The organism is Bartonella sp. B23 (genome assembly GCF_053793815.1).
The window spans coordinates 476,535-489,755 of the sequence record NZ_CP200033.1 but is presented as its reverse complement, the minus strand read 5'-3'; the positions used below and the strand labels follow the sequence as shown (position 1 = coordinate 489,755).

The window sequence follows — 13,221 nt, the reverse complement described above, 5'->3', positions numbered from 1 at the left end:
ACTTATTTAAGTTGTTGAGCTTTTTTCTTCACACGTTTTTTTGTAGAATGCACCATTTTTCTGTTATTCGAATCAACAGACATATCAGAAGGTGAAATTTTTAACTGCAACTTCTCTTTTTCCCCATTTAATTTTTGTGTCAAGACACGTACCATGCCACCATTGCGTAACTTTCCAAATAAAATTTCGTCAGCTAATGGCTTTTTAATATGTTCTTGTATAACACGAATCAATGGACGTGCCCCCATTTGAGAATTGTATCCTTTGTTAGCGAGCCAGATTATTGCAGGGGGAGTTAATCCAAAACAAACTCCTCGTTCAGCTAATTGCGCTTCAAGCTGAAAAATAAATTTTTGCACAATCTGGCTGATAGTTTCCTGAGATAAAGGTGAAAATGGAATGATCGCATCTAACCGGTTACGAAATTCCGGCATAAAGAATCGATTAATCGCTTCAATATCATCACCATCGCGGTACACTTTGCCAAATCCAATGGCTGATTTTGCCATATCTGAAGCACCGGCATTGGTCGTCATGATTAAAATGATATTGTGGAAATCAATTTTTTTGCCATTATGGTCTGTTAACTTGCCGTAATCCATCACCTGCAGTAAGATATTAAACAAGTCTGGATGCGCTTTTTCAATCTCATCCAGCAAGAGAACAGCGTGAGGTTTTTGATCAACTGCATCGGTCAAAAGCCCCCCTTGGTCAAACCCTATATAACCTGGAGGAGCTCCTATTAAGCGTGCTACCGTGTGCCGTTCCATATACTCTGACATGTCAAAACGCAACAGTTCAATGCCTAAAGAAGATGCAAGTTGTTTTGCAACTTCAGTTTTTCCTACGCCTGTTGGTCCCGAAAATAAATAACTTCCTATTGGTTTATCTGATTCGCGCAATCCTGCTCGCGCCAATTTAATTGACGACACCAAAGCGGAAATTGCCTGATCTTGTCCATAAACAACATGTTTTAATTCTCTTTCAAGATTACCAAGAATTTTTTGATCATCACCAGAAACTGTTTTTGGTGGAATCCTTGCCATAGTGGCAACTGTTGCTTCAATTTCTTTAACGCCTATACTCTTTTTTCGTTGTTTTTTTGGCAAAAGCTTTTGTGCTGCACCACTTTCATCAACAACATCAATTGCTTTATCAGGTAATCGACGATCAATCATATAACGTGATGACAATTCTACAGATGCCCTCATTGCTTCATCAGTGTATTTTATCTGATGAAAATTTTCAAAATAAGACTTCAACCCCTGCAAAATTTTAATTGCATCAGCGATAGAAGGTTCGTTAACATCAATCTTCTGAAAACGGCGCTCTAAAGCACGATCTTGTTCAAAAATTTTGCGATATTCTCTGTAAGTCGTCGAACCAATACATCTAATAACTCCGGAAGATAATGCAGGTTTTAAAAGATTTGCCGCATCCATATTCCCTCCCAATGTAGCCCCCGCTCTAATTAAGGTATGAATTTCATCAATAAATAAAATAGCATCTGGATACTGCTCAAATTCTTTAATAACTTGTTTTAATCGTTCTTCAAAATCACCACGATAACGTGTGCCCGCAATAAGCCCTCCCATATCAAGAGAAAATATCGTTGCATTTGATAAAACTTCAGGAACTTTCCCATCAATAATGCGTTTCGCCAACCCCTCAATTATAGCGGTTTTTCCAACTCCAGGATCACCAACCAAAAGCGGATTGTTTTTTGATCTTCGACACAAAACCTGAATCATGCGTGAAATTTCTGCTTCACGACCAATTAATAAATCAATTTTTCCGTTGCGTGCTTTACAATTGAGATCAACACAATAACTCGTCAACGCACTCGTTACCTTTTCATCATTGTCTGAAATCTGTTGATCTAATTGCTCTTCAATCCCCTCAAGTAACATGGATAATCCCTCATCCCGTGTGATACCATGTGAAATGAAACGCACAGCATCATAGCGTGTCATTCCCATCTCTTGAAGAAAATATGCTGCATAACTTTCACGTTCAGAAAAAATTGCAACGAGAACATTTGCCCCTGATACTTCATCTTTTCCAGCTGATTGAGCATGAATCACCGCACGTTGAATAGCACGCTGAAAAAATGTCGTTGGTTTTGTATCTTCATCAGCTTTAATCTGTACATCCAACTCTGACTGTATATAATTTATTAGACGTTCTCGCAATTCCTCTACATCTACCTGACAAGCCTGAATAACTGAATTTGCATCAGCATCATCTAGCAGAGCAAGCAAAAGGTGCTCTAATGTCGCATATTCATGCCGCGCCTGGGTAGCGATTGTTAATGCACGACGCAAAACTTCTTCAAGGCTAGGTGTAAAAGATGGCATAATCCCTCACTTCCCATCCATTACATATTGTAATGAATATTCATTTTGACGTGCGCATTTCCTCATTTGTACTATTTTCATTTCGGCGACTTCATAACTATAAGTTCCGCATTCGCCTACCCCATTACAATGGACATTTAACATAATACGTATTGCTTCTTCGAAATTTTTCTTAAAAAAGTTTTTCAAAACAAAAACAACAAAATCCATAGAGGTATAATCATCATTAAGTAAAAATACCCGATATAACTTAGGCTTTTGCAATTTTAACCTAATCTTTGGCATTACAATAGCATTAAGCTCGATTTCATCCCAATTATCGCCCTTTTCTTTGTGCATAATATACGCTATAGGATTCGTTATTCGCTTCTGTGCCATTATCATTTCCCGTGAGGCACATTTTCTGTTAATTTTAGGTTCTTTCGTAACTATTGCAATACCTGTTTGTGTAAAGAAGAAAACTTTCTTTTATGATTAGATTTAAGTCAAATATGGAAACTCACAAAATAATTTCTGTAAACAAATTAGTAATACCATTCGCCTAAATTGTGTAAACAAGCTGCAGATAAAAGGGGCTTTACAGAAGTCGTTCAGAGTAGATGGAGCAATAGGGTACTGCAAGTGTATATTAATTGCCAAAAAATTGTGCGCTGCTACAAAAGGGTAGCAATTGCGTTTTTTGCTTTAGCTCTTTCTTACTCCTGGGCATCAGCCACTCCTCAAGGAGTCTATCCTGATAAATATGCTGCCATTGTTATGGATGCAAATACAGGAAAAGCTTTATTTGAAGCCAATGCAACGCTGAAACGTTATCCTGCTTCTTTGGCAAAAATGATGACGCTGTATATGCTCTTTGAAGCTATGCATATGCGTCGCGTACCACCAAATACACCTATCCCCATCTCACGTTATGCAACAATGCGCCCACCAACAAAAATCGGATTTAAAGCAGGTGAAACAATTTCTGCAGAAGCAGCAGCTAAAGCGCTCATCACACGGTCAGCAAATGATGTTGCTGCTGCCATTGCAGAATATCTTGGCGGGAGTGAAAAAAAATTCGCTCAAATGATGACAGATAAAGCCCGCAAACTTGGCATGATACATACGCATTTCGCAAATGCTTCAGGACTTCCGGATGTGCGCAATTATACCACAGCACGGGATATGGCCACTTTATCATTAGCTCTACGAAAACATTTTCCACAACAGTATAAATTATTCAAAATAAAAAGCTTTAATTTTCGTGGACAGATAATTAATAATCATAATAAACTCGTCAAAGTAATGAAGGGTGTCGATGGAATTAAGACAGGCTACACACAAATGTCAGGTTTTAATTTAGCGACTTCGATTCGTCTTGATGGGCGCTCCGTCGTTGCTGTCGTTATGGGAGGCAAATCTTCTACCGCACGTGATGAACATATGGCTAGCTTATTGAGCCAATATTTGCCAAAAGCGAGCCAGATGAAAACCAATGGACGTTTAATGGCTTCTGCACACTATAATTTACCCACTGGTGCGAACATTCCTGTACCAATCGTTAAAGCTGAGCCAGTAAATTCAGATGATGAAATCTCTCCACTGTTCGCAAAATTTGTAGAACAGCCTAGAAATTCAAATATGCCTATAGCTGCTGTAAACAAGGTGATTATACCAATTCCTAACCCTCAGAAAACTATACCCGATGAGAAAAAAATTATTACAGCTTCTTTATTCACAAACGCTGGATGGGCCATCCAAATTGGTTCTCTTCCCGGTAAAGAACAAGCAAAAACTTTGCTTTTAAAAGCAAAAAATACAGCTTATTCTTCTTTAAAAAATGCATCTTCACATATGCAATTGTTTGAAAAAAGCGGACACCGCTATTATCGTGCGCGGTTTGTTGGATTTCAATCAAAAAAAGCCGCACTTAATGCTTGTTCTACATTAAAGAAAGCAAATTTTAACTGCTATACTGTAGCTTACTAGGAGTTTTTGAATTCGCGTTAAGGATAGTGTCATGATACATAATGCTCTTGCTTCATCCTCTGAAAAAGAAAAATTATTGAAGCAATCATCTTTTCTCTCGTTGCGTTCTCTTCACGATGCTGCAACAAGACTTGCTCATTTAAAATATGCTCCAGCAACATTAGATACGAAGTCTCTTGTAAACCTTCTTATTTGCCAGACAACGCGAAATCGTCGTCTCGTAATGCCTCCTGTACGCATTCATTTACGCGTTGCGAGCAAAACCGGCAATGTACCTATTAAAATCCATCTAGGTTCAACAAACGGCTAGTTCTATAGATAATTTTACAAGAATTATTTTATAAATAAGAGTATGAGCGCATTGCCTAGAAGTTTTTAAAAATTCTTTAGTACGCACACGTCTTCCTTTAAATTTATACGAATTGCGGTTGTAAATTGCTCTTTAACCACCTGATCAATTTTTTAACGAAACCATCTCTTAAAGGGCACAGAAAGCATCAAATGTCAGCTTCCCTCATTGTTTAGATACCATTGTAATAACTTAATGAAGAAAATTCTTTTCAATAACACACAAACCCGCCCAAGCAACATAAACGATATAACAAATCACCTAAGCCGTCTCCAAAACTCATGATATTTTCTTAAACATAAAGCAGCTTGAAAAAATTTTCTTATTGAATAATATACCCTCGGATAATTCATCCCTTTACATTTTGTAATGATAAACCTTGATCCAGGAATATGCCATCACTTCAAATCCACATAAAATAAAACGACAAAAACCACTTGCGTATACATTACAAGTAGATATTGCTGTGTTAGATAAAAAATGCTTAAGAAAGAATCGCATATACCTCTTTTATAAACTATCTTAGTATCTAGAGTGGCTGGCAACATTGGGAGCTAAAAAACTATAATGATGGTATCCACCTGTATTTTCGTAAGCAATAAATAACCCCTCAATAATCTACAAGATCAAATATCCACTTCACACTTTAACAGGATATAACATTGACTGCAAGACCAGCTTTACTTGTTTCTTTATAGCGTTCACTCATATCATGTCCAGTCTGACGCATCGTTTCTATACAAGCATCAAGAGAAACAAAATGATCCCCATTACCGTGCAAAGCAAGAGAAGAAGCCGTCACCGCCTTAACAGCCCCCATTGCATTACGCTCAATACAAGGAACCTGCACAAGACCTGCAACTGGATCACACGTCATTCCTAAATGATGCTCAAGGGCAATCTCTGCTGCATTTTCAATTTGAGCCGGTGTACCACCTAACGCCGCTGTCAACCCCGCAGCTGCCATTGACGACGCCGTCCCAACTTCACCTTGACAGCCAACTTCTGCACCAGAAATAGAGGCATTATGTTTGATGACACCACCTATAGCTGCCGCCGTCAACAAAAAATTATGTATTCCTTCTCTATCTGAACCATCATTAAACTGAAGGTAGTAACGCAGAACTGCAGGTATAACACCAGCTGCCCCATTTGTCGGTGCCGTAACAACACGACCACCAGCAGCATTTTCCTCATTAACTGCTATGGCATATACAGAAAGCCAATCATTTGCACAAAACGGGTAATTGCGATTTTTCTTTCGATTTTCCAAAAGCGTTTCATGCAGTTTTTTAGCACGTCGTAAAACATGTAATCCACCTGGCAACTCGCCTTCTTGTGAAAGTCCTCTGTCAATGCAATTTGTCATGGCTGAAAAAATTTTGTCGAGCCCTCTATCAAGAGTAGAACGCTCCATCTTTGTTTCTTCGTTTATGCGCTTCATTTCAGCAATTGAAAATCCTGATTTTTCTGCCATTGATAACATTTGATGCGCAGAATCAAAGGGGTATGGAACCTCAAATGTTTCTGGTTGTATATCACCATTCATATAGCTTAATTCATCCTCAGTCACAACAAAACCACCACCGATAGAATAATAAATCCGCCGCAAAAGAATATTCCCATCAGCATCAATCCCTTCAAACACAAGTCCATTGGCATGCCCTGGTAAAGATTTGTTTCGTTCAAAAATAAGATCACTTTGCAAATCAAACTGATAGGTAGAATGACCTTCTGGCTGCACTTTCTTTTCACGTGTAACTTTTTCCAACAAAAATCCCATACGATCAGGATCAACAGTAGAGGCTTTTTCTCCCAAAAGCCCTAATATAATAGCTTTATCTGTAGCATGACCAATTCCTGTGAAGGCCAAAGAACCATAAAGATAAACACGTACACGAAAGACTTCAGCATCAAGTGACTGAGAAAAATTCCGTGCTAAAATCTCTCGCAAAAACATATTAGCAGCCGTCATCGGCCCCATCGTATGTGAACTAGAAGGACCAATACCAATTTTAAAGATTTCAAAAACGGACAAAAACACTCACCACCTCAAAACTACATAAAGCTTGAGTATACGCTTTTTTATCACACTTGTCCCATTTAAAATCAAATTGTAAGATAAGCTAAAAGAATGACAGCAATAAATATAACCGTCGCTCGTCTTGCTACCATCCAACACTTTCCTTCTATAGCGCTTTCCATAGCCAACCTTCAAAATGAACAATGGTCGTAGAATAACTACTCTCTTAATTCTTTAAAGGTAGTAAAATAAGCGTTAACATGCAATATAAAAATTTGATAAGAGTGAGAGGTTCTCACCGAAATATTTTTATAACACCCTAAGCTCTTTAAAAATTACGCTCACTTACAAAAATGTCTCCATAAATATAATTAAATAAAGCGTACAAAACTCTCAATTGGTTCACGTTCAGTCTCAAAATTGTTTTCTGGGGCACTCTCATCGCGATAGCCAAGTGCCATGCCACAAATAATGCGCTGATCAGAAGGTACTGACAAAAGTATACGAATTTGTTTATGATAATCAGCAAAAGCAGCTTGAGGACATGTATCTAATCCAAACCCACGCGCTGCTAACATAATGCTCTGCATAAACATCCCTAAATCAAGCCAGCTCCCCATTTCCATGTCGTAATTCATTGTAAACAAAAGTCCTACAGGCGCACCAAAAAATGAAAAATTCCGCGCTTTTTGGCGAAGTATTTTTTCCTGATCGTCTTTTTGAATTCCAAGACTCTTATAAAGATCCAAACCAATTTTCCGACGTCTTGAAAGATAAGGTTCACGCCATTGACGTGGATAATAACAAAATTCACGTTCTCCTTTTACACCTGAGAGTGCGAGTTGGGAAAGTTCTTGTCCTACTTTTTGCAGTACACCCCCTGTAAGAACAATGACTTGCCATGGTTGAATATTTGTTCCAGATGGTGCACGAGCCGCAAATTTTAAGATTTCTTTGATCGTTTCGTGTGAAACTGGCTGGTGAGTAAAAGCGCGAATCGACTTACGTGTCAGAATAGACTGGAAAATATCAATAGGAGAATCATTCGTCATTGTTTTTACTTTCTCTTTTGAAAAGTGAATTTAAATATAGTTGTTTTTTCATTCATAGCCGATGTGTTGCAACGCCTTTGCAACTATTTTTCATTCGCTCTGCTTTTTCGAAAGACTTACCATATTTGAGTCTCTATCAATGCCTACCATTAAAGAGCATACAGTTCATTTCTCTCATCAAAAAATGAATGTAAAATAAACTTTATAATCAACGATTAATTCTTAATTCGGCTAAATTCTCAAAAAATTTTCCCTATGCATTCTAAATCATGCAGGAAATTATCAATATCACGCTGCATTTGCTATAAATAAGCCCGTTTTTTATTAATTCTTCAAGCTTTTTCTTATCATCAGATAGCTTCATGACTATGGTCGACATATCAAATATTGTGGACAAATAAAATTTAACTATTTTTAGCACGCAGTATTTATTTTAGACTGTGAAGATTCGTTTGCGTATAAAGCTGTGCACTTCCATGGCGAAAAAACACAAAAATCCCTTCTTCTTCATAATAATGCAAATTCTAAGCAGTTGTTGAAAGTTCGTGCGTCAATTAGCCAATTGAAATAACATGCATAAATTTTATCATTCCATTTTGTAGATATACTGTTACCAGATATCCGCTTTTTATAAAGTTTTAATTAGCTTTTTATCTTCTACTTTTCTCAATTTTAAAAATATAAAAAACACAGAATTTTCTCGTCATGCAAATATCACACAGCAGAAAATCAATTATTGTTCGGATTACAGAAAAGATTTTTAACAACCCATTATAACACCTTTTCAATATATCAATCCAAAAAAATCTCTCAGTATTCAAAATCAGTAGCTATCTTATTTTCAGACAATTTAACCCTATTCCCTTAACACATGGCAACCTATCGCCATACGCACTTTTTAACCTTAAATATATTGGAAATAAACTTTCTATCCCACTGTAAAATAAGAACTTTATAAATGAGAAGCGAATGAAAAGATGAATATCATTATAAGAAAATACAATAAGCCAGAAAAATGCTTAAAATAATAGCCGCCTTACAACTTTTAAAGTCATATTTTTTAGAAAAACATGGAGATTCTGCATTCCACGATCTGTAAAAAACGCCCGAATTTTATATTCAGGCGCTCTTATGTCAATTTTTTAATATATATACAAATTATTCAGCAACCGCTTCAGTTGTCATATTTGTCAACATAGCCCTAGCTATTTCATTATTGCTAGACTTACGCCGCTCATCTACAATCAGGTCATCACGAACTGTAGCAATACGGCGAATTTGAGCAATTGTACCGCCCGTACCTGCAGGAATGAGACGACCAACAATAACATTTTCCTTAAGACCTTGCAAAGTATCAATTTTACCAGAAACAGCTGCCTCAGTAAGCACTCTTGTTGTTTCCTGAAACGATGCTGCCGAAATAAAGGAGGGCGTTTGAAGAGATGCTTTCGTAATTCCAAGAAGGATGGGAGTACCAGATGCGGGTCTCTTCCCTTCTGCAATCAAATTATCATTGATTTCATCAAGTTCAATACGATCAACATTATCACCTGCAATATAACCTGAATCTCCAGATTCAGTAATCTCAACTTTTTGCAACATCTGACGAACAATCACTTCAATATGTTTGTCATTAATTAAAACACCTTGCAAGCGATAAACTTCTTGAATTTCATTAACAAGATAAGACGCCAAAGCTTCAACACCCTTAATCGCTAAGATATCATGAGGAGCTGGATTACCATCGAGAATATAATCTCCTTTTTCAATTTGATCGCCCTCTTGGAAGTGAAACAATTTGCCCTTTGGAATTAAATATTCTACCGATTCAAGAGTTTCATCATTTGGTTCGATGATAATACGACGCTTATTCTTATAACCACGACCAAAACGAATTGTGCCACTGATTTCAGCAATAATAGCATGATCTTTTGGACGTCGCGCTTCAAAAAGCTCAGCCACACGTGGTAAACCACCTGTAATATCTTTTGTCTTAGCGCTTTCCATTGGCAAGCGAGCAATAACATCGCCAGCCTTAACATGCGAACCAGGCTCAACAGAAAGAATGGTTTCTACCGACATCATATAACGAGCCTCACCCCCCTTATATAATTTAGCAATGTTTTCACCTTTTTTATCTGTGTGGATGATAATGGCTGGTTTTAGATCAGCACCACGTGGATTAGCGCGCCAATCAATCACCAAACGCTTCGTAATACCGGTAGACTCATCAGCCGTTTCAGTAACTGATAAACCATCAATCATGTCTTCAAAACCCACATAACCTTCAACTTCAGTTAAAATTGGACGTGTGTAAGGATCCCATTCTGCTATGCGTTGCCCACACTTAACAACATCACCATCATCAACGAAAATATGCGCACCGTAGCTAACGCGATGCACTACACGCTCTTTTCCAGACTCGTCTTTGATAAGGATAGCCATATTACGCCCCATAACCACCAAATGACCTTCAGAATTGCGAACCACATTGCGATTACGAATCTCCACTGTACCTTCATAGGAGGCTTCTAAATGAGATGAATCCACAACTTGAGCCGTTCCCCCTAGGTGGAAAGTACGCATAGTAAGCTGAGTTCCTGGTTCACCAATGGACTGAGCCGCAATAACACCAACAGCCTCCCCCTGATTCACTGGTGTTCCACGTGCCAAATCACGACCATAACATTTAGCACAAACACCAAGACGCGTCTCACATGTCAAAGCAGAACGGATTTGAACAGACTGAATTCCAGCTTCTTCAATCTTAGCAATATCAGCTTCCTCAATCATCGCACCACCTTCAAGGATAACTTCTCCAGAAACTGGATGTAAAATATCAATAAGCGCTGTACGACCAAGAATCCTTTGCCCAAGAGATGCAACAATTTGCCCCGCATCAACAATAGGTTGCATAGTAAGCCCCTTTGCAGTACCACAATCAACTGCTGAAATAATAGCATCCTGTGCAACATCAACAAGACGACGTGTTAAATAACCAGAATTTGCTGTTTTTAACGCAGTATCAGCAAGCCCTTTACGTGCACCGTGAGTCGAATTGAAGTACTCGTTAACAGTTAGACCTTCCTTAAAATTTGAAATAATTGGTGTTTCAATGATTTCACCCGATGGCTTTGCCATTAATCCGCGCATGCCAGCCAACTGCTTCATCTGATTAGCAGAACCACGTGCACCAGAATGTGACATCATATAGATAGAATTCATTGGCCTCTGACGACCTGTCTTAGGATCAAACTCAATAGCCTGAATACGTTTCATCATTTCATCCGCAACGCGATCCGTACATTTACCCCAGGCATCAACGACCTTATTATATTTTTCACCTTGCGTAATCAAACCATCATTATATTGCTGTTCATATTCTTTAGCTAAAGATTCCGTTTCTGCAACCAAACGCGATTTGCTATCTGGGATGACCATATCATCCTTGCCAAAAGAAATTCCTGCACGACACGCATAAGAAAAACCAAGCTGCATAATACGATCACAGAAAATAACTGTTTCTTTCTGCCCACAGTGTCGATAAACCTGATCAATCATTTTAGAAATGTTCTTTTTAGTCATTTCTTGATTAACAATATCAAACGGAATATTCGAATTTTTCGGCAAAAGCTCCCCAATAATCAAGCGACCGGGTGTTGTATCATAAAGTTTGGCAACCTCTTTCCCATCCTTCCCCACATTGTTAACGCGGCCTTTAATCTTCGTATGAAGAGTTACAACCTTATTTTCTAAAGCGTGATGGAGTTCACCTACATCAGAAAAAGCCATTCCTTCACCTGGTTCTTTTTCCGAAACGATCGAAAGATAGTAAAGACCAAGAACCATATCCTGTGAAGGAACAATAATTGGTGCACCATTGGCTGGATGAAGAATATTATTGGTCGACATCATCAAAACACGAGCTTCAAGCTGTGCTTCAAGAGAAAGTGGAACATGAACCGCCATCTGGTCGCCATCAAAATCCGCATTAAAAGCAGTACACACCAAGGGGTGAAGCTGTATGGCTTTCCCTTCAATCAAGATAGGCTCAAAAGCTTGAATCCCCAAACGATGCAATGTCGGCGCACGGTTGAGCAAAACAGGATGTTCACGAATAACCTCATCTAAAATATCCCATACTTCCGGATGCTCTTTCTCAACAAGCTTCTTTGCTTGTTTTACAGTTGAGGAATACCCCTTCGCATCAAGCCGTGCATAAATAAACGGCTTAAACAACTCGAGAGCCATCTTTTTAGGAAGACCACATTGATGCAATTTTAATTCAGGACCGGTTACGATAACAGAACGCCCAGAATAATCAACACGCTTTCCAAGTAAATTTTGGCGAAAACGCCCTTGCTTACCCTTTAGCATATCCGAAAGAGACTTTAACGGACGCTTATTTGCTCCAGTAATTACACGCCCACGCCGACCATTATCAAATAACGCATCGACAGCTTCTTGCACCATACGTTTTTCATTACGCACAATAATTCCAGGAGCACGCAATTCAATCAACCGTTTCAAACGGTTATTACGATTTATTACACGTCGATAAAGATCATTCAGATCCGATGTCGCGAAACGCCCACCATCAAGTGGAACCAATGGACGCAAATCAGGTGGAATGACTGGAATCGTCTTCATAATCATCCACTCTGGTTTATTACCAGACTCAAGAAAACTCTCAACGATCTTAAGCCGTTTAATCAGCTTCTTCTGCTTTAACTCCGAAACTGTCTCAGATAATTCGGTGCGCAAATCATTCGCGAGTTTCTCCAATTCCATGCTGGCTAGAAGTTCGTAAATAGCCTCAGCACCAATCATAGCTGTAAACTGATCTTCTCCAAATTCATCAATAGCAAGCATATACTCTTCTTCAGAAAGAAGCTGATGGAGCTTAAGGGACGTCAAACCTGGTTCTGTTACAATATAATTCTCAAAATAAAGAACCCGCTCAATATCCTTCAAAGTTAAATCTAAAAGTGTAGAAATTCGACCTGGCAACGATTTAAGGAACCAAATATGTGCAACCGGTGCCGCAAGCTCAATATGACCCATACGCTCACGACGCACACGTGAAAGAGTAACCTCTACACCACATTTCTCACAGATAATACCCTTATATTTCATGCGTTTATATTTACCGCACAGACATTCATAATCCTTAATAGGACCAAATATACGTGCACAAAAAAGGCCATCACGCTCTGGCTTAAAAGTTCTATAATTAATGGTCTCAGGCTTCTTGATCTCACCGTACGACCAAGACAAAATCTTCTCAGGGCTCGCAATGGAAATACGAATAGAGTCAAATGTCTGCGCTGGCGCCTGAGGATTGAAAAGATTCATGACCTCGTGGTTCATGCCGTTCTCCTTCAAAGATTCTTATAACCCGTTATTACATCTCATTAATTTCATCACAGATTTTATCTAAAACCCGTTTTTACCTTTTAAACTGTCTGCGCT

The 13,221-nt window shown here is 38.5% G+C and carries 7 protein-coding genes; 2 read left to right on the top strand and 5 right to left on the bottom strand.

The window, feature by feature from the left end; all coding sequences use genetic code 11:
- Nucleotides 1-2: 2 nt before the first annotated feature.
- Nucleotides 3-2,357: an ATP-dependent Clp protease ATP-binding subunit ClpA gene (gene clpA, locus V4B17_RS02045; protein WP_455479844.1), complete on the bottom strand. Its 2,355-nt coding sequence runs from the start codon at nucleotides 2,355-2,357 to the stop codon at nucleotides 3-5.
- Between the two features lie 6 nt (nucleotides 2,358-2,363).
- Nucleotides 2,364-2,735, bottom strand: coding sequence for an ATP-dependent Clp protease adaptor ClpS (locus V4B17_RS02040; protein WP_455479843.1), 372 nt, complete (start codon nucleotides 2,733-2,735; stop codon nucleotides 2,364-2,366).
- A gap of 243 nt (nucleotides 2,736-2,978) precedes the next feature.
- Between V4B17_RS02040 and V4B17_RS02035 the strand changes: the two genes are divergently transcribed.
- Entirely contained in the window at nucleotides 2,979-4,325 is a 1,347-nt protein-coding gene (locus V4B17_RS02035) for a D-alanyl-D-alanine carboxypeptidase (protein ID WP_455479842.1), read from the top strand.
- A gap of 31 nt (nucleotides 4,326-4,356) precedes the next feature.
- Complete coding sequence (locus tag V4B17_RS02030) at nucleotides 4,357-4,635, top strand: hypothetical protein (RefSeq protein ID WP_455479841.1); 279 nt, start codon at nucleotides 4,357-4,359, stop codon at nucleotides 4,633-4,635.
- A 685-nt stretch (nucleotides 4,636-5,320) separates the two neighbouring features.
- On the opposite strand, the gene V4B17_RS02025 is transcribed toward V4B17_RS02030, so the two are convergent.
- From V4B17_RS02025 to rpoC, 3 genes are all read right to left on the bottom strand, one after another.
- Nucleotides 5,321-6,718 (bottom strand): L-serine ammonia-lyase, encoded by a 1,398-nt coding sequence (locus V4B17_RS02025; RefSeq protein ID WP_455479840.1) that lies wholly within the window; start codon nucleotides 6,716-6,718, stop codon nucleotides 5,321-5,323.
- A 350-nt stretch (nucleotides 6,719-7,068) separates the two neighbouring features.
- Nucleotides 7,069-7,749, bottom strand: coding sequence for a nitroreductase (locus V4B17_RS02020; protein WP_455479839.1), 681 nt, complete (start codon nucleotides 7,747-7,749; stop codon nucleotides 7,069-7,071).
- Between the two features lie 1,158 nt (nucleotides 7,750-8,907).
- Nucleotides 8,908-13,119: a DNA-directed RNA polymerase subunit beta' gene (gene rpoC, locus V4B17_RS02015; RefSeq protein ID WP_455479838.1), complete on the bottom strand. Its 4,212-nt coding sequence runs from the start codon at nucleotides 13,117-13,119 to the stop codon at nucleotides 8,908-8,910.
- Nucleotides 13,120-13,221 lie beyond the last annotated feature (102 nt).

What these genes read in the sequence shown, in the direction of transcription:
- clpA (WP_455479844.1), bottom strand. Translation starts at nt 2,357, where the DNA reads ATGCCATCTTTTACACCTAGCCTTGAAGAAGTTTTGCGTCGTGCATTA.
- V4B17_RS02040 (WP_455479843.1), bottom strand. Translation starts at nt 2,735, where the DNA reads ATGGCACAGAAGCGAATAACGAATCCTATAGCGTATATTATGCACAAA.
- V4B17_RS02030 (WP_455479841.1), top strand. Translation starts at nt 4,357, where the DNA reads ATGATACATAATGCTCTTGCTTCATCCTCTGAAAAAGAAAAATTATTG.
- V4B17_RS02020 (WP_455479839.1), bottom strand. Translation starts at nt 7,749, where the DNA reads ATGACGAATGATTCTCCTATTGATATTTTCCAGTCTATTCTGACACGT.
- rpoC (WP_455479838.1), bottom strand. Translation starts at nt 13,119, where the DNA reads ATGAACCACGAGGTCATGAATCTTTTCAATCCTCAGGCGCCAGCGCAG.